The following is a 24,600-nucleotide window of genomic DNA, read 5'->3' as shown; positions in this document are numbered from 1 at the left end:
AACCACAGGAGTGACGATGTCGGCACCGGCGAGCAACATGCGGTCCCTCGACCGCGCTTTCGACGTTCTCACCGTGCTGCAGACGACGAAGCGCCCGCTGCGCCTGGCGGACGTCGCCCGCGCGTCGTCTCTGCACATCGCCACGACTCAGCGGATTCTGGGTGTTCTCGTCGACCGCGGATACGCGGCCCGCACGGCCGACGGATACACGGCGGGACCGGCGGCCCTGGCGGTGGCGCACGCGTTCATGGTGACCGACCCGTTGTCGGTGCTGGCTCAGCCGATCATGCAGCAACTGGCCGCGAGCACCGGGTTCACCGCATCGCTCTACGTTCGGGTGGAACTCTCCCGCGTGCTCATCACTCGGGTCGAGAGCGACAACCCCCTGAGTTACGTTCTGCCCGTGGGTGAACGGCTCCCGCTCCACCTCGGCGGCGCCGGCAAGGTTCTCCTGGCCGGCATGGACGCCGACCGGAGGGACCTCGTGCTGTCCTCGATCACCGAAGTGCCGTTGGCTCGTGGTGGCACGCTCGACCTCGACGAACTCCGCCGGCAGCTCGAGTCCATCGCCCGTGACGACTACGCGGTCTCGGTCGGGGAGCGCGTGGTCGGAATCGCCTCGGTGGCGGCCCCCGTGCGTGCCCGAGGCGCCGACGTCGTCGCGGCGCTGAGCATCACCGGGTCGTCCGACAAGCTCGACGACGCGGCCGTGTCCGCGGCGGTAGCCGAGGTCCGGCGAGCGGCGGCCACTCTCGGCGATCGCGTACCCGCAGCCGGCTGACGGCGTAGGGCCGGCGCGTTACGCCGGTGCACCTCACACCACGCTGTGTGGGAGGGCCACCGCGGCCAGCATCCCCAACTTCTCGTGGCTCGGGCTGCCCGGAACCGCGGTGTAGACCAGGAGGAAGTGCGACTGTCCGGGGTCGACGAGGGTCTGGCACGCGAGGTCGAGCTCACCGAGTTCGGGATGGACGAAGCGTTTGGTCTCGCTCGGTCGGACACCGACCTCGTGTCGGTCCCACGTGGCTCGGAACTCGGCACTGCTCTCCAGGAGGAGATCGCGTAATTCCGCTGCGCGAGAACCGGGTCCGCGCAGCGTCGCCACCTCACGGAGTCCGCTCACCCACATTCTGGTGAGGAACTCGTGGTCCGCCGGATGGTAGATGTCGCGGCTGGTGACGTCGGTGAACCACCGGTAGCCGATGCTGCGCGACGGTCCGTCGTACGCCGTGGTGTCGCCGACCAGCGCCCGCGCCGGCGAAGTCTGGCGCAGCGTCTCGCCGAGTTCGGTGACGATCTCGGCGGGGGTGTCACCCAAGCGGTCGAAGATTCGCAGCAGGCCGGGGCCGATGTGATCGCCGGTTGCACCGCGGATCGGCGGATGGTGACCGGCGAGTCGGAACAGGTGGTCGCGCTCCGGGAGCGAGAGATGCATCCCCTGAGCGATCGCGGCGACCATCTCGGAGGAGGGTTGCGGTCCGCGGCCCTGCTCGATACGCGAGTAGTAGTCGGTGGACATGTGACACAGCGAGGCAACCTCTTCCCGTCGGAGGCCGGCCGTGCGGCGCCGCGCAGTGCGCGGCAGGCCGACGTCCTCCGGTTGCAACGCCGTACGTCGGCCGCGGAGGAACTGCGCGAGCCCGTCCCGATCGATGGTCATGCCCGATCCTGACCCACCGGGACGGGGGAGAACCAGGGTTCCCCGGTCCCTCCCTGCGGCCGTGCGGTGATCGTCGATCGGGGGATCGACGAGTCCTGGTCGAGGTCGGCACCGCCCGGCAGGGTGAGGGGACCACGTCGTCCACCCACGGGAGTTCCCATGAACCGCACCCCTGACATCACCGTGCCCCCGCTGGCCGGCACGCGCGCCGTCGTCACCGGAGGAAGCGACGGCGTCGGCCTGGTCATCGCCCGTCGCCTCGCGGCTGCGGGCGCCGACGTCGTTCTGCCCGTACGCAACCCGGACAAGGGAGCGGCGGCGCTGACGACGATTCACGAGGCGCACCCGGCCGCGTCCGTGTCGCTCCGCACGCTCGATCTGTCCTCGCTCGAGTCGGTGGCCGCGTTCACCCGCACCATGCGGGACGAAGGCGACCCGATCGGCATCCTGGTCGACAACGCCGGCGTCATGACCCCGCCGACACGGCAGACCACCGCCGACGGATTCGAGATGCAGTTCGGCACCAACCACCTCGGCCACGTCGCCGTCGTCGACGGTCTTCTGCCGTTACTGCAGGCAGGCCGCGCCCGGGTGGTCCATCAGATCAGCATCGCCGCCAGGAGCGGGGAGATCGCTCGAGACGACCTGCAGGGGGAACGGTCCTACGACGGCATGCGCGCGTACGCGCAGTCGAAGATCGCGATGGGCCTGTTCGGGCTCGAACTCGGCCGGGTGGCCGCGCAGCGCGGCTGGGGCATCACCAGTCACCTCGCGCATCCCGGCGTGGCCCCGACCAGCTTGCTCGCGGCGCGGCCGGAATTGGATCGGTCCTCCGAGACGGTGGCGCGCCGGGTCATCGGCGTCCTGTCCCGGCGCGGCATTCTCGTCGGCACCGCGGAGACCGCGGCGCTGCCGGCGCTGGTCGCCGCCACCGCCCCGGATGTCGAATCCGGCAGCTTTCACGGCCCTCGCGGACTCGGACACGTGGGTGGACGGCCGGGACCGCAGCAGCTCTACGCACCTCTGCGAGACGACGCCGAGGCACGCTGGGTGTGGACCACCTCGGTCGACCTGATCGGAGCCGAGAGGCTGGGGCTTGCCGCTTCCTGACCCGATCGACGACGGCCCGACGTCATCGAGTGCGTCGGGTGACCTCGCGTCGGGCGAAGTCGGCGTAGCTGGTAGGGGTGCGGCCGAGCAGTGACGGCAGGTGGGACAGGTCTCCGACGGGCAGGCCGTGGGAGTCGTAGTAGGTCATCATCTGCACGTAGTTGTCCCGCGCCTGCGGCGACCAGGTCTTGATCCCGCGGGCGTTCTGCGCTTCCTTGGCACCCTTGATCAGGTGCGAAACCCGGCGCGGTGACAGCGTCGTGATCGCGCGCGCCGCTCCGCCGACGACGGAACTTGCCGCGGACAGAGGGTTGAGCAGCACGGTCGGAGGCAGGCGGATCGCCGTCACCGGGTAGCCGAGTGCGTCCGCGAAGGCGGCGGCCATCGCGTTCCGGTCGATGGTCTCCGTCGACAGGTCGTAGGTCTTCCCGACGTGCTCGTCCGGTGAGAGGAAGACGGCGGCGGCGGCCTCGGCGACGTCCTCCACGTCGACGACACCCATGGGGCTGGTCGTCGACACGGGGTAGGGCATCAATCCACCGCGGATGAACTCCCAGAATTCGAGGTAGTTCTGCATGTAGTGCGAGGGACGCAGGATCGTCGTCGGGACGGGCTGGTCGGCCAGCAGCTTCTCGACGTTCTCCTTCTGGGTGTGGTGCGGCAACTCGGTGATCTCTGGATGAATCACGGAGTGGAAAACCAAGTGGGACAACCCGTGCCGGGTGCCCAGGTCGATGATGCGCTCGGCGATGGGGCCTTCGTCGATGATCTGCGTGGGCGCCGCGTGGTACATGCTGTCGGCGCCCTTCACCGCCTCGGCCAGGACGGAGTCCTGGCGCATGTCGCCCACCCGGATCTCGGTGGCACCGTCGCGCCGTGCGATGGCTGCCTGGGCCTGGTTCTTGACCAGAGCGCGGACGGTGACGCCCTGCGCGGCCAGCGCACGGACGAGAGGGCGGCCGACACCGCCGGCGGCGCTGGTGACGAGAACGGTCGACATAGCGGTACTCCTTCGCGAGCAGGGAAGTTCGAGAGATGAGGTGGGTCAGGTGAATCGGCGCATGGAGCGGGCGAGCGAGGGCAGCAGCAGCCGGTTGGGGACGATGCGAGCTCCCGCGGCCGCGAGGGTGTTGCGGCGCCCGGAGACCACGTAGAGCGGGGGGCGCCGTCGATCGAGCGCCGACAGGGCCGTCCGGGCCACCTGGTTCGCCGTCTGCATCGAACCGACGATCGCGGCGTTCTCGCCGATGACGTCGAAGAACTCGGTCTTCGTCGGGCCGGGCGCCAGAGCCATCACCCGGACGCCGTGGGGCCGGGCCTCGCACCACAGGGCCTGCGTGAAGCTCAGTACGAACGCCTTCGCCGCGGCGTACACCGCGAGGGAGGGCACCGGCTGGAACGCCGTGGTGCTGGAGACGTTGAGAATGGTGCCGGACCGGCGCGCGACCATGTCGGGGAGGAAGGCGTGACACACGTCGACCAGCGCGGCCATGTCGACGGCGATGACGCGGTCGAGGTCCTCGGCATCCGCGTCGACGAAGGCCCCCTGAGTGGCGATGCCGGCGTTGTTCACCACCAGGTCGACGTCCCCCTCGACGCGGGAGCGCAGGGTGTGGCCGGGGCGTTCGGTGGACAGGTCGTGCGCGACGACCTCGCATCGGATTCCGTGCGCCGCTTCGAGTTCCTCGGCCAGCTCCGTCAGGCGGTCCTCCCGCCGCGCGACCAGGACGAGGTCGGACCCCCGTTCGGCGAGCGTGCGCGCCAGTGCCAGTCCGATTCCTGCGCTGGCTCCGGTGATCAGAGATCGCTTCGGCGTGAAAACCATGACAGTGCCTCCAGGAGTGACGCGGCAATCGAACCACGCAATCATGCAAAACTTGCAGTAATTACGCAATACCTCGCATTTACCGGTGGCGCGATCCGTGCCCCGCTCGTAGGTTGTCGGGCGTGGCTCGACAGTCGCGGTTCACAGCCGCCCAACGACATTCGGCGGTCCTGCGTGCGTTCGAGGGCTCCGAGGACGTCGAGTCGGTGGCCGAGGAACTGGGTGTGCATGCGGCGACGCTGTATCGCTGGGCCAAGGAGTCGCACCGGGACGCGGGCGAATCCACGCGCCTGCGGCTGATCCGCACGGCGCAGGACATGCTGCGCGATCACACGTACACGTCGGTCACCGTCGAGGCCGTCGCCGCCCGCAGCTCCGTGGCGCCGCGCACCGCGTTCCACACCTTCGCCGGCAAGGCGGATCTGTTCCAGGCCGCCGTCGACGACGCGGCGACTCAATTGATCGCCGCGATCGCCGCCGCCTCCGCGGAGGCGACCTGGCCGGCCGAGCCGGTCGGCCAACTCGGCGTGTTTCTCACCATCGCGGCCCGCTCCATCTACGCGACGTCCGCCGCCCACGTGCTGTTCCGGGACGTCGGCGTTCCGCGGCAGGGTGGGCCCGCCGAGGACTGGCACTCCGCGTTCGTCGACGCCGTGGCCGCCTTGATCTCGGCGGGGATCGCCGGCGGTGAGCTCGCGGCCGACGTCGACGTGCACGCCACCGCCCGCGTGATCGCCGGGGCCATGCGCGGCATCCACGCCGCCGTCTTCGACGGGGCCGACCCCGCGGTCGCCGTTCGATCGGTGGGGCGATTGGTGGCGATGGTTCCCGCGGCAGCGGGGGGCGGCCATGAGGATGCAAATGTGACATAGTCCGCAAAAGACCCCTACTGTTGTCGAGGTGTCACCAACCCTGAGCCGCCGCGGCGCTCTCCGCGCCGGCGGCTTCGCGTCCCTCCTCGCGGCTGCGATGGCGGCCGGAGGCGGTGCCGCTGTTGCCGAGCCGCTCGGTGGCTATCCCGATCTGCCCCCGTGGGCCGACGCCGTCCTGGATCGGCTGCTGGCGGAATCCGCGGACGCGATGCGCGGCGTCGTGGTGATGATGATGCCCGCGGGTGACCCGTACTCGGTGCAGCAGGGCGTCACGGCGACGGGCCCCGGGCCGTTGGACCAGCGGTCGCCCGAGGCCTTCGGCGCCCTGATCGACCGCTTCGTCCCCCATGCGGACCAGCTGCTGCGTCCCGTCGCGGTCGCGTTGATGGCCACGGCTGCCGACGCAGGTGATTCCGCGGCACGCGCCGCCGGCGGCCTTCCCGACCCCGCCGTCACCGCCGCAGTCGACCGCGCCCTCGGCTACCGCTTCACCGACAGCACGTTCCCCGCGTCGTTGCTCGCCGCCATCCTGCTCGACGTCACGGCGGTGCTGCTGGATCCGCGCACCGTGGCCGGGCCGTTCGCCTCGGCGTTCGCCAACGCGCGGTACGAGACCAAGTGTCGAGTGTTCGAGGCGCTCGAAGCACCTCTGCCGGAGCTGATCTCGATCGTCGACGAGGCGCTGCCGCAACCGCTGACGGGGAGCGCGTCCGGCGTCCTTCGCTTCTTCGGCGGGATCCTGTTGGACGGGTCCGCCTTCACTGCCTGGAGCGAACACGATCTGTGGGATCGCCGCACTCGCGTACTCTCCGCTCGCCCGGTGGCGTGGGACATCGCCGCTTATCGGCCGAAGGGGCCGGTGGACGGACACGCGGAGTTCCTCGGGTTCCACCGGGGCATCGACAGCTTCTGACCGCGATCGCGGTCGGTTCGACGAGGGGGAGTACGCGCTGTGCGTGACGTGATCGTGGTGGGTGCCGGAGGGGGCGGTCCGGTGGTGGCCGCGGAACTGGCGGGTCGAGGCTTGGACGTTCTGTTGTTGGAAGGCGGTCCGCGACACGCGAATCCGGATTCGGAATGGTCGCACCTGGAGTTCGACGCCAACGATCCGACGTCGGGTTACCTCCGCTTCGGTCCGGAGAACCGAGACAAGCCGGGGTGGTATCGAGAGTGGTCGCAGAACAGTTTCGTGTGGGAACTGTCCGGTGTCGGCGGCACCACACAGCACTACTTCGGTAACTGTCCTCGGCCCTATCCCGGGGTGTTCGCCGGGTATCAGGGCGCGGACGCGGCTCTGTACGACACGGCGTACCGATTCCCCCTCACGTACGCCGAGTTGGTCCCGTACCTCGAGTGGGTGGAGGCGACGCTCCCGGTCAAGCCGGCACCGATGGGACGCAAGGAACAGGTGTTCTTCCAGGGGTGTGAAGGACTGGGTCTCCCACTCCAGACATCGAGAGACACCACCGGTTTCGCCTACCGGCCGCAACCGAACGCCATTCTTCACCCCGGTGGCAACGCCGGCCGCACCGACGACAGCTCTCTGCTCGTCTACCCCGATGCCACGGGGTGCACCTTCTGCGGACACTGCTTCCAGGGCTGCTACCTCCCACTGCGCGCACCGCGCAACCAACTCGCGCGCCGGTCCACCGACAACAGTTACGTCCCGCTCGGGCTCGCCGCGGACGCCGTGCATCCGGGCGGCCGAGCCATGGAACTGCGGGCCGACTCGTTCGTCACGCAGATCCACCACGAGACGTCCGGCGGGCGCACCCGCGCGACCGGAGTGACGTTCCGCGACAACGAAACCGGGGAGAGCTTCCGCGAGGACGCGACCGTGGTCGTCCTCGCCGCGGGAGCAGCCGAGTCGCCCCGTCTCTGGTTCAACAGCGCCCTCCCGAACCCCAACGGATGGGTGGGCCGCGGCCACACCGACCACTGGTTCGATTGGGTGGTCGGCCTGTTCGACGACGACACCGGCAATTCCCGCGGCGGCAATTCCTGCGCTCGAGTGGAATACCCGGGATACGGCGGCCTCGAGAACGCCGGACTGACACCGGGCATCCAGGCGTTCACCATGAACCTGTCCGAGAGCGGGATCCGCGGGCAGTACACGAACGGTCGCGGCAGGACGGGCGCCTGGGACGGCCCGGCCGGGCGCCTCGCCGGCGCCGAACTGCGGGAGTTCATGTCGCACGGCATCGACCGCATGCTCAACGTTCTGTGTATCACCGACGATCACGTCGATCCGGAGCAGCGCATCGTGCCGTCCTTGCTCCCGGCGGACGAGAACGGCGCCGTCGCCAAGTACGACCTGCAGTCCCGTGGACGATTGCCGGCCACCGAACGGAACCGCGAGTTCGTCGCCACGCGGGCAGCCGAACTCCTGCGCGCCGCCGGCGCCCGGTCGATCTACCGCGTCGACTGGGCACCGCTGCAATTGCACGTCCATTCCTCGATGCGCATGGGCGAGTCCGAGACGAACTCCGTCACCCGACCCACCGGTGAAGCGCGGTTCGTCGACCGACTCTTCCTGGCCGACAATTCGATGCTCGCCAACTCGCTCGGCGGACCCAATCCCACTCTCACCACCCAGGCGTTCGCGACTCGGACGGCGGAAACGATCCTCGCCACGTACTTCGGTGGCGAGGGCTGGGTGCACACGGAAGCTCCCGTGGTGACGACGGACCCGCGCATCACGGAGCGCATGGTCTCGCTGGGGCTGTGACGTCGTCGGGCCCGTCAACCCGTCCGCCCGTCAGCCGGTCGCGTTCGCGTCGTCTCCGCGTCGTCCTCGGTGACCGCGTGCGTGGTCGTCCGCCCCGCGCGCCTTCCGGCTCTTCGAATCGTAGAGACGCTTGTCCGCCGCACGCAGGGCCGCGGTCATGGCCTCGGTGACCGCGGCCGGTGAGCGGTCGGGCAGCGGGACGTCGGCCGCTCCCGCGCTCATCGTGTAGCCGGCGACCATGGACACCCGCGTCAGGGACGCGGCCAGCTCGTCCGCCGCGCCCGGCCCGTCGGTGACCCGCGTACAGGCGAACTCGTCCCCGCCGAGCCGCGCGACCACCCACCGGCCGGCGGTCACGACGGTGAGATGACGGGCGAGGTCGGTCAGGACGGTGTCGCCGACGTGGTGACCCCACCTGTCGTTGACCGACTTGAAATCGTCGACGTCGACCACGACCGTCTCCAGGAGGGTGGTGTCGCCGTCGACGCGGTGGGCGAGGCGGAGCAGAGCGTCCTCGAGTCCGCGGCGATTGAGCAGGCCCGTCAGGGGGTCGAGGAGTGACTGTCGAGCCTGGCCGCGCAGCTCACCGAGATGCACCAGCAGGACGAACGGCGTCAGGAACACCAGCAACATCGTCAAGGTGTGTGCGGCGATGACCCACAGGCTGGCGGCCTGCCAGAGCACGGCGTTGACGGCGATCACCGCGAGAATCACGGTGCTGTAGAGCATGTGTGTCAGACAGGCGGCGAGTGGAGTCGCGATGACGGCGAGGGTCGTCAGAACGGCGAACAGAGCCGTGCCGCCGATGGCCGTGAGCCGCTCCTCCTTGAGCAGCATGCACACGGTGACGGATACGTCGGCCCAGGCGACGAACGCGACGACGACGCGACCGCGGAACCGGCGGGTGAAGCAGACCCATACTCCGACGGGCAGGCTCGTCAGCGAGATGATCGCCGTCGCGACCGCACCCCACCCGCTGTATTCCTCCGAGGGGGCCGAGAGCAGGCCGATGACACCGATGACGATGGTGCCGATGCCGACCACGACACGGGTCAGGGTGTTCGGACCCGATCGATCGAACGACACACCGGTCGCGTCGTCGTGTTCCCCGAGCACGCTGCGGAGACGGTCGACCCACGAGGTCGAGATCGTAGCCACGGGGCCCCCCGCACAGCCGGATGAATGGTGGCGTTCACCCTAACAAAACGGGGAAAAGGCTCGGTTCGATTCGCACGAATCGCCCGGCTTTCGCGCCACCGTCGACCACGCCGGGTCAGGAGCGTTCGCGGAGTGCGGCCACCGGACAGGCGGCCACGGCCGACTGCACTGCAGCTACCTGATCTGCGGGGATCTCCTCGTGCTGCAAGTGCAGATCGCCGGCGTCGTCGAGTCGGAAGACCTCCGGCGCCTGGTCCTCGCACAGGCCGTGGCCCTCGCAACGGTCGTAATCGACGTCGATCCTCATGGTGTGTCTCCTTTCGCCGCCACCGGGCTGTGGGGCGGGTCGGTCGATGGGTGGACGAGGTCGTGGTGAATCAGGGAGCGTCGGATTTCCCGACGCCGGCGGTGGGAGACGTGGGTACGCGGGTGAACAACGCGGCGAGCGAGGTCCCGGCGGCCATCACCGTGCGGTCCGGCCGCACCAGTGCGGCGCTCACCCGGCCGCGGGCGAGCCATCGTCCGAGCGGGGATGCGGGGGGCACCACGACGACCACGCACCCGCGACGGTCGAGATCACGGCTCTGCTGCGCGGTCGGTGTCGCGGTCGTGACGATCGAGAATCGGTGCGCGACGGTCGAATCGAGACGCGCCCCATCGCCCTGGACCGCGTTGGGCACGAGAGTGCCGACGAGTGCGGTGCGGGTGAGACGGGAGCGCACCGGTCCGGTCCGGACGAACGGCGACGCGGACAGCGCCGGCGTCGTGCTGTCGGTGACCAGGGAGGCCAGGCCCGGCACCCTGGACAGCACGGGGAGTATGCCGCGACGAATCGTCATCGTGCGTTCGCCGCCGCCGACCATCAACCGGCCGACCATGACGGCCAGTCCGATCATGGAGCGTGCGTGCGGTTCTCGCTCCTGCTGGTAGGTCTCCCACGCCGATTCCGGGAGCAGGCCGCGGCGTACTGCCGCCACCTTCCACGCGAGGTTGCTCGCGTCGCGCAGACCCGCGCCCAGCCCCTGCCCGATGAAGGGCGGCGTCAGATGCGCCGCATCGCCGAGCAGGAACACCCGCCGGTCCCGCCACCGATCCACGACCTGGGCGCGAAACGTGTACTCCGCCGTCCGGATCAGTTCGAGGTCGTCCACCGACACGTCCGCCAGCCAGGGCCGCATCAGGGGCTCCAGCGATGCGAGGTCGGCGTAGTCGTCGGGCGACTCGTCGTCGACCAGTTCGAACTCCCACCGATGCCGGGTCGCGCCGATGCGCATGTAGGTCGCCGCGCGCTGCGGATCGCACAGCTGATGAACGCCCTCCCAGTGAGCGAGCGGCGCCTCGGTTTCGACGTCGATCACCAACCATCGTTGCGAGGGGCCGAGATCGGTCATCGACGATCCGATGGCGGTGCGCACGGCACTGTTGGCGCCGTCGCAGCCGAGGACGACGTCGGCCGTGATCGCCTCACGACGCCCGGTCTCGACGTCCCGCACGACCACGACGACGTGGTCGCCGTCGTGCACGACGTCCTCGACCTCGACACCACCGCGGAACGTGACGGACCCGGCCTTCTCCAGTCGCCGACGCAGGATGCGCTCGAGATCGGGTTGGTCGAACATGTTGGCGGGCGGGAAACCGTGCGGCCGTTCGTCCGGGTCGCGGTCGAACTGAGCCAGCGTGCGCAGCTCGGAGTCGACGAGCCGCAGGCCCTTGCCGGGGCGCGAGGCGGCGAGGAAGTCGTCGGCCGCGTCGACGCCGTCGAGGATGCGGCACACCTCGTCGTCGAGGTGGACCGCGCGAGGCTGCGGGAACACGTCCTCCCACCGATCCAGGACGAGGGTGTCGACGCCGAATCGGTCCAACAGCAGCGCGGCCACGGTGCCGGTGGGGCCGGCTCCCACCACGACAACCGGTGGCCGAGCGGTGTCTCTCGCCGGGACGGACACCTACGCCTCCCGCACCCGGGTGCGCTGGACACCGAGGTCGAGAGCGCCGTCGTCGGTGCCCACCGTCAACTCCAGAACGTCGCCGTCCTTCAGGTATTTCGGATTTCGCCCCTGCTTGCCGAAGAAGATCTTCCACTTCAGTGCCGGCGGCAGGAACGCACCCGCGATCTCGATCGGCTTCGGCGGGGCCGTCAGCGCCGTCCCGCCGGGTGTACCGGTGAGCACGAGATCACCGGTGTCCAGGCGCTGGAAGCGTGCGAGCGCGCGCAACGCCTCCAGCGGTGGGTAGATCATGTCCGCCACGGTGCTGTTCTGGCGAACCTCTCCGTTGACACGCAGCGTCAGGCGAAGATGCTCGAATCGACGCAGATCACCGTCCTCGAGAACGCCGAGCACGGGGCCCACGGGGGTGAACGTCGGATACGACTTCGATTCGTAGAACTGGGTTTTGGGCAGCTGCACGTCTCGGGCGGACACGTCGTCGGTGACGACGAGGGCAGCGATGTGACGAGCCAGATCGCCCTCACCGACCGACGCGCCCACCTCGAGGGGTTCCCCGACGACCAGACCGATCTCCACCTCGTAGTCCAGCAGGCCCACGTGGGCGGGCTTGATCACGTCGTCCGTCGGGCCGCTGATCGACCCCGAGGCCTTCCGGAAGAAGGTGAGGGGCACGGTCTCGGGGTTCATCCCCGAATCCTTCACGTGCGAGCGGTAGTTGGTCATCTGAGCGACCACACGACAGGGCGCGGTGACGGGGGAGACGAGCTCCAGCGTGTGCACCGACACTCGCTCCGACGACGACGAGGCGGCAGTGAGAGCGGTGCGGTCGGCCAGCAGCTCGGCCGTGGTGGTGGCGGCGGTGTCGACGCGCGAGGCGCCGTCGTCGTGGCGAACCCACCAGGCATCGGCGGTACGGAGAACAGGAATCACGTGGAGGCGACTTTCATGAGACCGCGGAGGCGGTGGAGGTCGAATTCGGTGTCGTGACGCAGAGCGGACAGAATCGAGCGCGCCTCGGCGAGACCGCGGCGATCGACGGTGACCCCGAGGAAGTCGCGACTGGCCGGTGGACCCCACTGCGCGAGGCCGGACGCGGTCATCGGTGCCCACCCGGGTTCGAGCGAGGAGTCGAAGCGGTCTCCGTCGGCGAAGTGCTCGACCAGGAACCCGTCGGGATCGCGCCAGTAGTCGAAGATCTGACTGCCCTGGATGTGGCGGCCCACGCCCCAGGAGTGCCGGTAACCACGCTCGGTGAGGTACCGGCTGCCGGCGCCGATGGCGTCGAGGTCGCACACCTGATAGGCCGAGTGCACGTACCGGTTGGACGGACCGAGGGCCATGGCGAGGGTGTGGTGGTCGGTGGGTTCGCTCCCGCGATCGCAGCGGATGAACGCCATGACCGGCCCTCGATCACGCTGCCCGTCGTAGTAGAGAAAATCGCTGACGATCAACCCGAGGTGTTCGAGATACCAGGTGAGATTCTCCAGGTAGCGGTTGCGTTGGACGACCACGTGTCCGAGCCGCTCGACCATCGCCGGCTCGCGCGGCGGCCGTTGCGTGGCGTTGACCCGGCTGATCTTCCACGGGTCGAGCGCGCCGAAGTTGTACTCGTGCACCCGTTGTCCCGGAATCTCCGGGGCCTCGTCCACCCCCGCGACCACCCGAACCGCTTGGCCGCCGGGGTCGGTGAGCGTCACGCCGATGCCGCCGAGCGCGTCCGGAAGCCGTTCCACGCGGGTACCGGTGGCCTCGGCCAGGGTCATGACGTCGGCGGTCTCGGCGGCGCGGAAGGCTGCCGCGGCGAACGCCGTCCGGCGCCCGCGCCGAATCAGCACGCAGGGTGAGCCGGCGGCCAGGCCGCGGAGATGCAGCTCGTCGTCCGTCGCGAGGGTGACGGTGAAGCCGAAGGCCTCGGCGAATGCCCGCGCGCGAGTGAGGTCGGGCTTGGTGAACTCGAGCCAGGCGATGTCGTGCACCTTGACGATCGGATCCCGGACGCGGCCGGGGTGCTCACCGGGGCGGGCGCCCTGATCGACGTGCAGACCGCGATGCCCGTCCTCGTGGCGGTCGGTCGCGTGGCCTCCTGGCACCCGACGGTCGTGCCGTGGTGCGTCCACTACTGCCATGACGATCCCCCCTTCGGAATCTCTGACGAAATCGTCACACACGGTCGGGCTCGTCGTCAACGTTTTCGACGATGTCGTCGGTTCTGTGATGGCGTTACACTTCTGCCGATTCGGCAGACGACGTGGGTGACGGAGGTGGCGGGCACGATGGCAGCGGACAGGCTCGAGCGGCGGAAGGCTCGGACCCGGGCCGCGCTGGTACGCGCGGCGCAGACCTTCCTCGCCGACGGACGGCTGACGGCGCCCGTCCTCGAGATCACGCAGGTGGCGGACGTCGGGATGGGGTCCTTCTACAACCACTTCGCCAGCAAGGAGGAGTTGTTCGAGGCCGCGGTGGACGACGCGCTCGAAGCGCTCGGCGCCTACCTCGACACACTGACCGTCGGGATGACCGATCCGGTGGAGAAGTTCACGCAGTCCTTCCGGTTGACCGGCCGCCTCTTCCGCGCCGAGCCGAACCTCAGTCGCGTGTTCGTCAATTCCGCGGTCGCGCAGGCGATCACGACGGAACGCGGGCTCGCGCCGAGGTCCCTGCGCGACATCGAGGAGGCGGTGCGGTCCGGCAGGTTCGACGTCGAGGACACCGAGTTGGCGCTGGCGCTCGTCGCCGGCACGCTGACGGCGCTCGGACGGGTGCTGCTGGACCGACCCGACCGCAACGCCGAGGAGGCGGTCGACAACACCGCGGTGCGCGTGCTCCGTGCCCTCGGAGTATCGGTGGACGAGGCGACGCAGCTGGTCGCTCGTCCGCTGCCCGACACCGAGAACGTCTCCGCGGCAACCGTGTTGATCACCGAGGCCTGACGGTCAGAGCGACGGGAGGTTCCGCCGACCCGCGCGACCCTCGAGTGCCGGGACGGCGTCGATCGCGGCCTCCATCATCTCGATCATCCAGTCGACGACGGCGTGCGCGAGCAGGGTGCCGTCGCTCTCGAGCCACAGCACGGTCGCCTCGTCGAACGCCGTCGCCATGACCCGGCCCACGAAGATGTTCGCCTCCCGGGTCGGATCGACCTCGAGGGCGAGGGCGATCGCGGTCAGCACTCGCTCGCGCCCGCGTTCGGACGCGGCGCGCACGTCCGGATCCGGGCTGCGGCGCCCGAGGACGAGCCGAGTGGTCAGCCCGCGGTGCTGCGCCGCGTACGTCAGATGCGCGCGCAGTCCGCGACGGACCGCGTCGAGATCCGTCGTGTCCGCGCTGCCGTCGAACGCAGCATCCATCTCGTCCACGACGGCGTCGAGAACGGCCCGATAGACACCCTTCTTGCTCTCGAAGTGGTGGAAGACGGATCCGTGGGCCACGCCGGCGCGATCGGCGATCTCGCCGACGGTGACGGCGTCGAAATCCCGATCCTCGAAGAGCTCGCGGGCCGCGGCGAGGATCCGTGCCCGTGATGCGGCCTTGCGGGCGGCGCGCGTGGCGGGCACCGAGGAACGTCCGGTCTCCATCAGGTCGGTGTGCACACCGGGGAGCTTACTGGCGCACGTCCGCATTCGGTCACCGATTCCGAATCGTTGACCGACGGTCAACGTGGCGGCTACTGTCGGATCGAACGACAGGGACCGAGCTCGGGGGAGGACGCAGTGGCCACGTACGTGGGTCGATACGACGACGGAGATCGCGTGCTGTGGGCGGTGTCGTCGGACCAGGGGCTGACCGCGCTCACCGACTCGTACGCGACGACGGGGGACCTGCTCACGCACGGTCGCGGGGACATCGCGGCCGCCGCCCGCGGGTCGGCGACGCACCGGCCGGAGGCCGTGAGCACCCTGTCGCCGATCACGGTGCCGTGCCGAGTGATGTGTCAGGGCGCGAACTTCCGGCAGCACGCCATCGAGTCCGGGATGGATCCCGACAATCGCGCCTTCAATCTCTTCTTCGACAAGACCGACGCCTCGGTCACCGGTCCGTTCGACTCCGTGACCCGGCCGGCGCACGTCGAACTCCTCGACTACGAGATCGAGTTGGGTCTGGTGATCGGAAAGACGGTCGACGCGCCGGTCACGATCACCGACTCGACGCTGCCGTCCTACGTCGCCGCGATCACCATCGGCAACGATCTCTCCGCCCGCGACGTGCAACTGCCCCAGGGGCAGTACCTGAAGGGCAAGAGCTACCGCGGTTTCTGCCCGGTCGGGCCGGTCCTCGCCGTGCTCGATGCGGACGACTACGCGGCGATCGACCGTCTGACTCTGCGTCTCGAGGTCGACGGCGAACTGCGGCAGCAGGATTCGACCGCGAACTGGCTCTACCGCCCGGCCGAGACGCTCAGCGAGCTTTCCCAGTTCTGCAACCTCGATCCGGGTGACGTCGTGCTCACGGGAACGCCGCACGGCACCGCGGCCAAGACGCCGCCGGCGATTCTCCGCCGTGTCGCCACTGCGGTACTCCCGGAACACGTGCTGTGGAAGCAGTTCATCCGACGCAGCCGTGGAGGCCCGTTCCTGCGCCCCGGCAGCGTCGTCACGGCATCGATTCGTACCGAGGACGGTCGTCTCGACCTCGGTACCCAACGCACGCCCATCGTCGCACCGGGCTCGTGAGCCCGACCCATCCCACCGACCCCACCACTCGAGGAGTGCTCGCCATGGTGTCCACCGCCGATCGTTCACCGGCCCCGGTCTCCACCGCCCTACCGCCGGATCTCCTCGCGCACTTCGTGGTCAAGACCGCACGGGCGACCGAGATGATCGAGTGGTATCGCACGGTGATGGGCGCGGTGGTGGTGCACGAGGACGAGCAGATCGCGTTCCTCACGTGGGACGAGGAGAGCCACCGGCTCGCTCTGGTGAAGATCCCGCCGCCCACCCGGTTCGTGTTCCCGCTGGCGCGCTTCAAGCGCAAGGTCTACGGGGTGGATCACCTGGCCTTCACCTATCACTCGCTGGAAAGGCTGTTGCTCAACTACGAGCGGCTCGCCGGCCTCGGCATCGAGCCGGTGTGGTCCATCAACCACGGGCCCACCACGTCCCTCTACTACGAGGATCCGGACGGCACCCGGCTCGAGTTCCAGACCGAGAACTTCCCGACGCCGGAGGAGACCGCGGCCTTCTTCAGCAGTCCCGAGTTCGCACAGAATCCGATCGGCGTGACGTTCGACCCGTCGTACCTGCTCGAGCGTCTGCGGGCCGGGGCGCCTCTCGAATCCCTGACGCGCCGCGACGCGGGTGTCCGACCGGGTACGCGTCCGCGGGTGAACCGTCGGGCCATCACCTTCCGCACGCTGTGAGCGCCACGTCCCCGACGACGACGCCCGACCACGTCGACGTCCCCGTCGTCGTCTGCGGTGCCGGCGCGACCGGTGCCACGCTGGCTCTACTGCTCGCCCGGCGCGGAATCAGCAGTGTCGTCCTCGATCGGCGGACCACGCCGCTGACGCATCCCGCCGCTCATGTGATCAACGCTCGGACCTTCGAAATCTGGCGGGACATCGATCAGGGCTTGTCGGACGAGGTCTTCGCGCTGGCGCCGCCCATCGAGGAGGTCAATCTCATTCGGTGGCAGTCGTCCTTCGACTCGAATCCGATCGGCCACATCGACCTCGCATCCCGACCCGAACAACTCGATCGCGTTCGATCGCACAGCGATTACCTGGTCTCCCACGTGGGGCAGCACCTGCTGATGCCGGTGCTGTGGTCGTGGCTCGATCGGGAGCCGCTCGTCGAGGTCCGGTACGGCACCTCGGTGGCGGGCATCAGCGAACGCGACGATTCCGTGGTCGTCCACACCTCCGGAGCCGGGGGTGACGGCGCCACGCTGCAGGCCCGCTTCGCGATCGGCGCCGACGGGGCCAACAGCGCCGTCCGCGACATGGTGGGCGTCGAGATGCACGGGCCGACGTTGGCCAAGATGGGTAGCGCGTTCTTCCGGTGCGACACGCTGTACCCGGCGTCGGAAAGGCCATTGCTCACCTGGATCTACCAGCCGAATTTCGCCGGTGTGTTGATCGCGCACGCGGACCATCACTACGTGCTGATGGGAACGTATCTGCATCCGGCACAGCGGATGTCACGTGAGCCCGGCCCGTACTGGCGCGACACGTTGCCGGCGGTGCTCGGAGCCGACCACGCGTACGACGTCGTCTCGACCGGCAAGTGGGAGATGACCACCCAGACCGCCGATACCTTCCGCCGCGGACGGGTGCTCCTGGCGGGCGATGCCGCGCATCGCTTCCCGCACACCGGGGGATACGGACTGAACAGTGGTGTGCAGGACGCGCACAACCTGGCCTGGAAGCTGGAGGCGGTGCTGTCGGGCGTCGCGAAGCCGACGCTCCTGGACACCTACGAGGTCGAACGTCGCCCCGTCGTCGACCTCTTCGCGCGACACAGCGTCGCCAACCACTTCAAACTCGACGACGTCACCCGGCACGTGGGCGCCACCAACCGGATGTTGCAGCGGGCGACCTCGGCGATGTCGCGTCCACCCTTCGCGTGGCTGCCGGGCAGCCGGGCCGCCGCGCTGGCGGATCGCGTCGTGGGACTCGGTCTCGGGCGCACGCAGGTCATCGCCGGTACGGGGCGTCGTGCGGTTCGTGCTCGGGACAAGATGGCGAGCGACATTCCGGGGCAGCTGGCGCACTTCGTGTCGACGGGTCTGGAGTTCGGCTACCGCTACGGTGGACCGCTGACGGACGGCCGTGGCGTGACGGCGAACGACGACGGCCTCGACGACGTCGTCGAGTACCGGCCGCGAACCGATCCCGGTGGGCGCCTGCCACATTCGATCCTCCCGGCGACCGGGGAGTCGGCGCTGCGGAGCGTCGGCCGCGATCCGAACGCCCTGACGTTGGTGACGTTCGACGCCGACGCCTGGCAGGCTGCCGTCGACAAGCATCGAGACGGTCTCTCGCCGTTGCGGGTGGACGTCCTCGACCTCGGGCCCGCCGAGGATGCGGCCCCGGGCGCCGTGGACCTCTACCGGGTGGGGGAGCGGGGGGCGTTGCTGGTGCGGGCCGACGGGCACATCGTGTGGCGGTCCACCGCCGGGGCCGACGATGCCGTCGAGGATGCCGTCGCCACCGTGCGGCGGCTGTGGGGGAGGTACTTCCCGCTCGACCGAGCCCGATGACCTGCTGAGGTTAGCCTGTGCTAACTTCGCTGCATGACGACGTCGCTTCCCGTCCGTGTCGGTGCTGCTTCGGCAGTCCTCGCCCTCGCTCTGGCGGGGTGCGGGGGCGCGGGCGGGAACGACGCGGGTGACGGCGGGTGGTTCTACACCACCGCCTTCGGCAACACTGTCACGCTCGACGAGGCCCCGCACGCGCTCGTGGTCGACGCGTACTCGGCTGCAGCGTTGTGGGACTACGGCATTCGGCCCGCCGGGGTCTACGGATACGGGCTGAGCAACGGCCTCGGCCTCGGCACCGCCGACCCGTCGACCATGACGGTGGTGGGCACCGACGCCACGTTCGGAACCGAGACGGCGGCGAGCCTCGGGGCGGACCTCGTCGTGGGGTATTCCTCCGAGGAGGATCCGACCTCCTGGATCTGGTGGGACTCGGCGCAGGCGCAGCAGATCAACGCCGTCGCCCCGTTTCTGGGGATCGACCCGTCGAGCACCCTCGACACGACGCTCGATCAATACCGTTCTCTGGCAGAGGCTCTCGGTGGTGACACCGAGGGTCCCGCGATCGAGGAGCAGCGCGCGGCCTACGAGGACGCGAAGGAGCGGGTACGCCGGGCGGTCACCGCGGCGCCGGACCTGACGGTGTTGCCGCTCAACGCCAGTGCGGACGGGGTGTACCTCGGAACCCCCGAACTGACCGTGCTCGGCCTGCTCTCCGGGCTCGGGGTACGCCTGGCGGGCCCGCCCACGGACGGACCGTGGGCGACGGTCAGTTGGGAGAACGTCGCGCAATACCCCGCCGACATCGTCCTGGAGTACCCCGCGAGCCGTGATGTTCTCGCGTCCGCGCCCGTGTACGGATCGCTGCCGGGTGTCGAGGCGGGACAGGTGGTGGACTGGGACGACAAGCGCCCCAACACCTATGCCGAGTACGCCGATTGGCTCACTCGGTTCGCCGAGACGGTGGAGCGCTCGACCAAGGTCACGTAGAACGCTCCCGCTGACGATTCCTCTTCCTGCTGACGGTGCACCGTCAGCACATGCAGGAGCGGTCAGCGGGAATGCCCGTGTCAGGCGTCGGTGGGGTCGTGCAGCGCTTCGGCCACCCGTGACAGCCGACGGGCCGCCGCGCGGACGGCGTCGACCCGCGCGACGAGCCCGTCCCCGTCGAACGCGTCCCGCCGTCCGCCGACGCTGACGGACGCGACGAGTTCGCGGCGCTGGCCCAGGATCGGTGCGGCCACGGCGGCGACGCCGTCGAGGTAGTCGGCATCGCTGATCGAATAGCCCTGCGCGACCACCCGATCGAGGTGCTCGCGCAGGGCGGTCGGATCGGTGGTGGTGCGGTCGGTGAAGGCCGGAAGGTCACGCTCGAGCCAGTCCGCTCGCAGCTCCGGCGAGTACGCGAGCATTACGGTCGGTCCCGCGGCGGCGTGGTACGGAATGACCGAGCCGATCGAGATGCCGGCGACCACCAGTGAGTTGTTCCCCTCGACCCGATCGATGCACACCGCGCCGGATTCGGCCGGAACCATGAGATACGCGGTGTCCCCGAACGCGGCGGCGAGCTCCTGCAGAACAGGTTTCGCTGCGTCCCTGATGTCGAGCCGCGACACGGCAGCGGACCCGATCTCGAACAGCGGCATGGCGATTCGGTAGCCGCCGTCCGCTGTGCGCGCCACCCAGCCCGCGTGAATCAGCGTGGTCATGAGCCGGTGCACGGTGGTCTTGTTCATGCCGCTGGCGACGGTCAGCTCGTTCAGCGACCAGACGGGGCGCGCCGTGTCGAAGTGTTCGAGCAGGGCGCACGCTTTGAGGACGGCGCCGACCACGTCTCGGGTCACGGCGCCGGCCGATTCGCTGCTCACCGAATTCGACTCCTTCGATCGTGTCGGGCGACGCCATCGTACGAGGACCGACGATGTGTGACCTCTTGACTTTGTGACGCGGCCCACTCTACGTTCAGTATCGCATGACGGAATGCATTCCGCAATGCGGAACGCGACGGATATGAGCGATGGAGTCGGTATGGACAGCGCAGTGACCTTGAGGGAGTTGACGGAGCGCGGGCTGGTCTACGCGCCCGGGGTGTGGGATGGACTGACCGCCCGGTTGGCGGAACAAGCAGGCTTCGATGCGTTGTGCGCGTCCGGGTTCGCCGTGTCGGCGGCGCTGGGGCTGCCCGATGCCGAGCTGTACACGATGTCGGAGAATCTGGGCGCCGTCCGCGTCATCCGCGAGGCGTCGACGCTCCCGCTGGTCGCCGACATCGACACCGGATACGGGAACGCGGTCAACGCGGCCCGTACGGCCACGGCGTTCGCGGCCGCCGGCGTCGGTGGCGTCTTCATGGAGGACCAGGTCTCGCCGAAGGCGTGCCCGATCTGCGTCGGCGACCCCGTCGACCTGGTGGACGTCCCGACCGCCGTGGGAAAGATCCGCGCCGTGCGCGACGCGATGCCCGACGACGTGCTGCTCATCGCCCGGACGGACGCTCGTGGCGACGAGGCCATCTCTCGGGCCGAGGCCTACGTGGCGGCCGGGGCGGACATGATCATGCCCGTCACCAAGACCTTCGATTCGATCGAGGACTGGGAGCGGTGCCACGCAGCGGTCGGTGTTCCGCTCATGGCGACCCTGACGGCCTCGACCTGGACCGAGCGCGAGTTCACGCCAGATGTCCTGCGGCAGATCGGCGTTCGGCTCGCGCTGCTGCCGACTCAGGTCCTGATGGCCGTGACCGGCGCGGCGCGCCAGGCCCTGCGCCGCCTGGCATCCGGTGAGCCGCCCGCCGAGGTGAGCGCGGACGCGTTGCCGCACCACGACTTCGTCGACCTGATCGGTTTCCCCGAGGTCGAACAGATGCAGCGGAAGTATCTCCCGGCTCGGACGGAGGCGTGACTCCGATGGGATTCACGATGGCCGAGAAGATCCTCGCGCGGGCGGCGGGGCCGGACACCGTGCGCGCCGGGGAGAATCACGCGGTGGCCCCGTCGCGCATGATCGCGTACGACTTCCCCGGCTACACCGATGTCATGTTCCGTCAGATGCACGACGATTTCGGCATCACGTCCCTGACCGACCCCGAGCGCTACGTGGTGTTCGTGGACCACATGCTCACCAAGGGCGACGCCCGCGAGGACGAGGTGCACGACGTCACCCGACGGTGGTGTGAGTTCTACGGCATCGAACTGCACGTCGGTCGAGGCATCGGTCATCAGCTGACCGCCGAACTCGGACTCGCGCCGCCGGGAGACTTCCTCGTGCATTTCGACGGCCACATCAGCGGTGTGGGCGCGTTCGGCGCTCTCGGATGGGGTATCCGACGTGACCTCATCGAGGCCTGGGTCACCGGGCGGGTGCACGTGGACGTGCCGGCGACGACGCGGTTCGAGTTGATCGGCGACTTCGCGCCCGGAGTCGACAGCCGGGATCTGGTGCACACCATCATCGACCTCGTCGGCGCAGACGGATGCGCGCATCAGGTGATGGAATTCGGCGGCCCGGGGGCACGGGCCATGAGCATCGACCACCGCCAGGGGCTCTGTGGCATGGCGATGTTCACCGGCGCCGTGTCGGCGATCTTCGAGCCGGACGAGACGTCGCTGGCGTACTCGACTGCGGTCGCTCGGACCCCGTTCGATCCCGTGTATCCGGATGCCGACGCCACCTACGCCGCCGTGCACACCGTGGACCTCGGAGCGGTGGTTCCCCGTGTGGTGCAACCGGGTTCCGCGCGCGCAGCCAACACCTCGACGGCGAAGACCATGGCGGGAACGCCCATCACGCGAGCGTTCATCGGTTCCTGTGCCAGCGGCCGCATGGAGGACCTCCGCGCCGCGGCGCTCGTTCTCGACGGTCGCAAGGTGGCGCCGGGCGTGGAACTGAACGTGGTGCCGACGTCGTCCGCGGTGCACGATCAAGCCGAGCGCGAGGGCATTCTCGACGTGCTCCGATCCGCCGGAGCCACGATCGTGCGGTCGAGCTGCGACTTCTGCTTCGGCTACCAGAAGCCGCTGGCCGCCGGGGAGAACTGCATCTCGACCGGCGTTCTCAACATCTCCGGCCGCATGGGCAGCGTCGACGCCAACATCTACATGGCCTCTCCGTTCACCGTCGCGGAAAGCGCCGTCGCCGGGTCGATCCAGGAAGCGAGCACACGATGAGTGCGTATCCGCCGCCACCGGACATCGTCCGCGGGTCGGTCGCCTGGGTGTTCGGCGACGACTTCGACATCGATCTGGTCGTGGGCGTCGCCAACATCAAGAGCTACGACCCCGATCATCTGCGCTCGGTGTGCATGGCCGAGTTCGACCCGACGTTCGTCGATCGGGTGCGTCCGGGCGACATCGTCGTCGGCGGTCGCAATTTCGGGTACGGCCATCCGCACTATCCGCCGATGGTGGCGCTCCGCAATCTCGGGATCGCCGCGGTGGTCGCCGAGTCCTTCTCACCCGGGTTCTGGCGGGGCGAGACCTTCAACGGCATGCCGCTCCTGACGGTTCCGGGTATCTCGACGGCCGTCGTCACCGGTGACGCGGTGACCGTGGACTGGCGTGCTGCGACGGTCGCCCTCGCCGACGGGACCGTCGTGGTGGGTTCCCCGCCGTCGGCCCGCACCGTCGCGGTCATCGAGGCCGGCGGCGCTTACGAGCTTCTCCTGCACGAACATTCCTCCGCACAGCAAGGACCACGAGCATGACCGATGTCGAGAACGAGCGTCACGTCCCGGACGGCGCCCGGCGGCAGCAGGGTGCGTCGACCGCGACGGCCCGCCGTGCGGCGATCGCCGGCGGAGTCGGAACCCTGATCGAATACTACGATTTCGCGGTCTACGGCTTCCTCGCCGTGGTCATCGCGCCCCTGTTCTTCCCGTCGACCTCACCCGGCGTCTCCATCCTCGCCACGCTGGCGGTGTTCGGCGTCGCGTACGTCGCCCGTCCGCTGGGCGGCATCTTCTTCGGTCGGCTGGGCGACCGCCGGGGACGTCGTCGGGCGCTGGTCATCACCGTCGTCAGCATGGGTGTCGCCTGCGGCATTCTCGGTTTGCTGCCGGTGCACTCGTCCGTCGGCGTGCTCGCGCCGATCCTCCTGGTCGCGGTCCGACTGGCGCAGGGATTCTCGGCCGGTGGTGAGATCGGCGGCGCCGCCACGTACATCGCCGAGTCCGCACCACCGAGCAAGCGAGGATTCTTCGGGTCCTTCACGCCGGTCGGGTCCACTCTCGGATTCGCCGTGGCCGCCGCGGTGGTCGGTGTCGTGACGCTGGTGACCACCGACGAGCAGATGGCCTCCTGGGGTTGGCGCATTCCGTTCCTGCTGGCGCTGCCGCTGGCCTACGTCTGCCTGCGCGTGCGACTGAAGCTCGAGGACACCCCCGAGTTCGAGGAGATGGCGGACAGGCAGGAAGTGGTCAAGAGCCCGCTCGGGGACGTCGTGAAGCGAAACCCGTGGTCGGTGCTGCGAGTAGTGGGGATCGCGATCGCCATGAACGGGTCCGGCTACATCGGCCTGACGTACTTCAGCGTGTACCTCATCAAGGACCTGGGCTTCTCCAAGGACGCCGTCTACTGGACCTCGGCCGTCAGCATCGCACTGGCGTGTGCGACGTTCCCCCTGGCGGGTGCGGCCACGGACCGCTTAGGCCGAAAGCCGGTGCTGCTCACCGGGTACGTCGCGTACGTGCTGCTCGCGTTCCCCGCGTTCATGATTCTCGGCGCCACCGGCAGCATCCTGGTGGTCGGCCTCGTGTACTTCGTCTACATGGTGCTCAACGGCATCGTGCAGGTGCCGGCGTTCCCGTTGTTCACCGAACTGTTCCCGCGAGCGGTGCGCTACACCGGGGTGTCCCTGGGCTTCAACATCGGCACGATCGCTGCGGGTGGAACGGCGCCGTACGTCGCCGCGCAGCTCGTCGAGTCGACGGGCAACAGCATGGCGCCGGCGTTCTGGGTGGTCGGCGTCTGCCTGATCGGTGTGATCACGGTGTCGACCATCAAGGAGACCTCGCGGAGCGCGCTGCCGGTGTGACCGGGGGAGTCCATTCCCGCTGACGATCCCTGCTCCTGCTGAGGATGCATTGTCAGCAGGAGCAGGAACGGTCC

Annotated in this window: 24 protein-coding genes; 14 read left to right on the top strand and 10 right to left on the bottom strand. The window is 69.1% G+C overall.

What is annotated here, in order from left to right; all coding sequences use genetic code 11:
- The first annotated feature begins 16 nt into the window (after window positions 1-16).
- Window positions 17-781, top strand: coding sequence for an IclR family transcriptional regulator (locus tag A3Q40_RS14350; RefSeq protein WP_068106310.1), 765 nt, complete (start codon window positions 17-19; stop codon window positions 779-781).
- Between the two features lie 33 nt (window positions 782-814).
- On the opposite strand, the gene A3Q40_RS14345 is transcribed toward A3Q40_RS14350, so the two are convergent.
- Window positions 815-1,660, bottom strand: coding sequence for a helix-turn-helix transcriptional regulator (locus tag A3Q40_RS14345; RefSeq protein ID WP_068103145.1), 846 nt, complete (start codon window positions 1,658-1,660; stop codon window positions 815-817).
- A gap of 159 nt (window positions 1,661-1,819) precedes the next feature.
- Here A3Q40_RS14345 and A3Q40_RS14340 point away from each other — a divergent pair, with 159 nt between their 5' ends.
- Window positions 1,820-2,770 carry an SDR family oxidoreductase gene (locus tag A3Q40_RS14340; protein ID WP_068103143.1) on the top strand — a complete coding sequence of 317 codons (951 nt, stop codon included), beginning with the start codon at window positions 1,820-1,822 and terminating at the stop codon, window positions 2,768-2,770.
- Window positions 2,771-2,792: 22 nt separating this feature from the next.
- Here the strand turns inward: A3Q40_RS14340 and A3Q40_RS14335 are convergent, their stop codons facing one another.
- Both A3Q40_RS14335 and A3Q40_RS14330 read right to left on the bottom strand, forming a co-directional pair.
- The gene (locus tag A3Q40_RS14335; protein WP_068103141.1) at window positions 2,793-3,770 is read right to left on the bottom strand and encodes an SDR family oxidoreductase; all 978 of its coding nucleotides are present in this window, start codon (window positions 3,768-3,770) and stop codon (window positions 2,793-2,795) included.
- Between the two features lie 45 nt (window positions 3,771-3,815).
- A complete protein-coding gene (locus tag A3Q40_RS14330; RefSeq protein WP_068103139.1) occupies window positions 3,816-4,595 on the bottom strand; it encodes an SDR family NAD(P)-dependent oxidoreductase in 780 nt (259 codons plus the stop codon).
- 122 nt (window positions 4,596-4,717) lie between these two features.
- Here A3Q40_RS14330 and A3Q40_RS14325 point away from each other — a divergent pair, with 122 nt between their 5' ends.
- Genes A3Q40_RS14325 through A3Q40_RS14315 form a run of 3 tightly spaced genes read left to right on the top strand, consistent with a single transcriptional unit; the run spans window position 4,718 to window position 8,195 of the window.
- Window positions 4,718-5,467 (top strand): transposase, encoded by a 750-nt coding sequence (locus A3Q40_RS14325; RefSeq protein WP_068103138.1) that lies wholly within the window; start codon window positions 4,718-4,720, stop codon window positions 5,465-5,467.
- Window positions 5,468-5,495: 28 nt separating this feature from the next.
- On the top strand, window positions 5,496-6,380 hold the full coding sequence (locus tag A3Q40_RS14320) for a hypothetical protein (RefSeq protein WP_068103136.1): 885 nt from the start codon (window positions 5,496-5,498) through the stop codon (window positions 6,378-6,380).
- Between the two features lie 39 nt (window positions 6,381-6,419).
- Complete coding sequence (locus tag A3Q40_RS14315; protein ID WP_068103134.1) at window positions 6,420-8,195, top strand: GMC family oxidoreductase N-terminal domain-containing protein; 1,776 nt, start codon at window positions 6,420-6,422, stop codon at window positions 8,193-8,195.
- Between the two features lie 30 nt (window positions 8,196-8,225).
- On the opposite strand, the gene A3Q40_RS14310 is transcribed toward A3Q40_RS14315, so the two are convergent.
- The 5 genes from A3Q40_RS14310 to A3Q40_RS14290 all read right to left on the bottom strand — a co-directional run bounded on the left by A3Q40_RS14310 (window position 8,226) and on the right by A3Q40_RS14290 (window position 13,428).
- A complete protein-coding gene (locus tag A3Q40_RS14310; RefSeq protein ID WP_068103133.1) occupies window positions 8,226-9,353 on the bottom strand; it encodes a GGDEF domain-containing protein in 1,128 nt (375 codons plus the stop codon).
- Between the two features lie 115 nt (window positions 9,354-9,468).
- Window positions 9,469-9,660: a ferredoxin gene (locus A3Q40_RS14305; protein ID WP_068103131.1), complete on the bottom strand. Its 192-nt coding sequence runs from the start codon at window positions 9,658-9,660 to the stop codon at window positions 9,469-9,471.
- 70 nt (window positions 9,661-9,730) lie between these two features.
- Window positions 9,731-11,299, bottom strand: coding sequence for a bifunctional 3-(3-hydroxy-phenyl)propionate/3-hydroxycinnamic acid hydroxylase MhpA (gene mhpA, locus A3Q40_RS14300; protein WP_068103129.1), 1,569 nt, complete (start codon window positions 11,297-11,299; stop codon window positions 9,731-9,733).
- On the bottom strand, window positions 11,300-12,232 hold the full coding sequence (locus A3Q40_RS14295; RefSeq protein WP_068103128.1) for a fumarylacetoacetate hydrolase family protein: 933 nt from the start codon (window positions 12,230-12,232) through the stop codon (window positions 11,300-11,302).
- A complete protein-coding gene (locus A3Q40_RS14290) occupies window positions 12,229-13,428 on the bottom strand; it encodes a VOC family protein (RefSeq protein WP_082833934.1) in 1,200 nt (399 codons plus the stop codon). The genes A3Q40_RS14295 and A3Q40_RS14290 overlap by 4 nt, the downstream gene beginning before the upstream one ends.
- 147 nt (window positions 13,429-13,575) lie before the next feature.
- Between A3Q40_RS14290 and A3Q40_RS14285 the strand changes: the two genes are divergently transcribed.
- Complete coding sequence (locus A3Q40_RS14285; protein WP_201132863.1) at window positions 13,576-14,232, top strand: TetR/AcrR family transcriptional regulator; 657 nt, start codon at window positions 13,576-13,578, stop codon at window positions 14,230-14,232.
- 3 nt (window positions 14,233-14,235) lie between these two features.
- Here A3Q40_RS14285 and A3Q40_RS14280 read toward each other — a convergent pair whose 3' ends face one another.
- Window positions 14,236-14,892, bottom strand: coding sequence for a TetR/AcrR family transcriptional regulator (locus tag A3Q40_RS14280; RefSeq protein WP_068103124.1), 657 nt, complete (start codon window positions 14,890-14,892; stop codon window positions 14,236-14,238).
- Window positions 14,893-15,012: 120 nt separating this feature from the next.
- Between A3Q40_RS14280 and A3Q40_RS14275 the strand changes: the two genes are divergently transcribed.
- From A3Q40_RS14275 to A3Q40_RS14260, 4 genes are read left to right on the top strand one after another with little or no spacing between them, the layout of a single operon-like run.
- Window positions 15,013-15,972, top strand: coding sequence for a fumarylacetoacetate hydrolase family protein (locus tag A3Q40_RS14275; RefSeq protein WP_068103121.1), 960 nt, complete (start codon window positions 15,013-15,015; stop codon window positions 15,970-15,972).
- Window positions 15,973-16,016: 44 nt separating this feature from the next.
- A complete protein-coding gene (locus A3Q40_RS14270) occupies window positions 16,017-16,658 on the top strand; it encodes a VOC family protein (RefSeq protein WP_068106305.1) in 642 nt (213 codons plus the stop codon).
- Window positions 16,655-18,499 (top strand): FAD-dependent monooxygenase, encoded by a 1,845-nt coding sequence (locus A3Q40_RS14265; protein WP_068103120.1) that lies wholly within the window; start codon window positions 16,655-16,657, stop codon window positions 18,497-18,499. The genes A3Q40_RS14270 and A3Q40_RS14265 overlap by 4 nt, the downstream gene beginning before the upstream one ends.
- Before the next feature lie 33 nt (window positions 18,500-18,532).
- Complete coding sequence (locus A3Q40_RS14260) at window positions 18,533-19,486, top strand: ABC transporter substrate-binding protein (protein WP_068103118.1); 954 nt, start codon at window positions 18,533-18,535, stop codon at window positions 19,484-19,486.
- A gap of 80 nt (window positions 19,487-19,566) precedes the next feature.
- On the opposite strand, the gene A3Q40_RS14255 is transcribed toward A3Q40_RS14260, so the two are convergent.
- A complete protein-coding gene (locus A3Q40_RS14255) occupies window positions 19,567-20,364 on the bottom strand; it encodes an IclR family transcriptional regulator (RefSeq protein WP_068103116.1) in 798 nt (265 codons plus the stop codon).
- A 160-nt stretch (window positions 20,365-20,524) separates the two neighbouring features.
- On the opposite strand from A3Q40_RS14255, the gene A3Q40_RS14250 reads away from it, so the two are divergent.
- Genes A3Q40_RS14250 through A3Q40_RS14235 form a run of 4 tightly spaced genes read left to right on the top strand, consistent with a single transcriptional unit; the run spans window position 20,525 to window position 24,526 of the window.
- A complete protein-coding gene (locus tag A3Q40_RS14250) occupies window positions 20,525-21,397 on the top strand; it encodes an isocitrate lyase/PEP mutase family protein (RefSeq protein ID WP_068103115.1) in 873 nt (290 codons plus the stop codon).
- 5 nt (window positions 21,398-21,402) lie between these two features.
- Window positions 21,403-22,662, top strand: coding sequence for a 3-isopropylmalate dehydratase large subunit (locus tag A3Q40_RS14245; RefSeq protein WP_201132861.1), 1,260 nt, complete (start codon window positions 21,403-21,405; stop codon window positions 22,660-22,662).
- Window positions 22,659-23,198, top strand: a complete 540-nt coding sequence (locus tag A3Q40_RS14240) for a 3-isopropylmalate dehydratase (protein ID WP_068103113.1) — start codon at window positions 22,659-22,661, stop codon at window positions 23,196-23,198. The genes A3Q40_RS14245 and A3Q40_RS14240 overlap by 4 nt, the downstream gene beginning before the upstream one ends.
- The gene (locus A3Q40_RS14235; RefSeq protein WP_068103111.1) at window positions 23,195-24,526 is read left to right on the top strand and encodes an MFS transporter; all 1,332 of its coding nucleotides are present in this window, start codon (window positions 23,195-23,197) and stop codon (window positions 24,524-24,526) included. Before A3Q40_RS14240 ends, A3Q40_RS14235 begins: the two co-directional genes overlap by 4 nt.
- The last annotated feature ends 74 nt before the right edge of the window (window positions 24,527-24,600 follow it).

The organism is Rhodococcus sp. PBTS 1 (assembly GCF_001620025.1).
Lineage (GTDB): Bacteria > Actinomycetota > Actinomycetes > Mycobacteriales > Mycobacteriaceae > Rhodococcoides > Rhodococcoides kroppenstedtii.
This window is presented reverse-complemented; position numbering and strand designations above follow the sequence as displayed.